Genomic DNA, 356 nt, shown 5'->3' on the forward strand with positions numbered 1-356 from the left:
TCTTCCAGCATGTATGCAATACGAGAGGATGGAAATTCGGGATCAATCGGCACATAAGCACCGCCTGCTTTTAGCACAGCCAGCAGACCTACGATCATTTCCACGGAACGCTGCACCATCAGACCGACCAGTTTGTCAGGTCCTACTCCCTGGGCTTGAAGCATTCGAGCCAATGAATTGGCACGTTCATTCAGCTCCCGATATGTCAGACGCTGATGTCCAAACACCAATGCTACCTGATCCGGCGTACACTCCACCTGATCCTCGAACAGCTGATGAATCGTCTGATGGGACGGAAATGCACAAGCGGTGTCATTAAAGGCCGCTGTAATCTGTTGTTTTTCTGCTGCTGTGAG

1 protein-coding gene is annotated in these 356 nt (G+C 50.8%); it reads right to left on the bottom strand.

Features of this window, described 5'->3' with window-relative positions; translation table 11 throughout:
• Window positions 1–356, bottom strand: a 356-nt coding sequence (locus tag G9G53_RS25795; protein WP_165150893.1) for an AMP-binding protein, incomplete at both ends; no start/stop codon positions are given.

This window comes from Paenibacillus sp. EKM206P, from assembly GCF_011066155.1.
Classification (GTDB): domain Bacteria; phylum Bacillota; class Bacilli; order Paenibacillales; family Paenibacillaceae; genus Paenibacillus; species Paenibacillus polymyxa_D.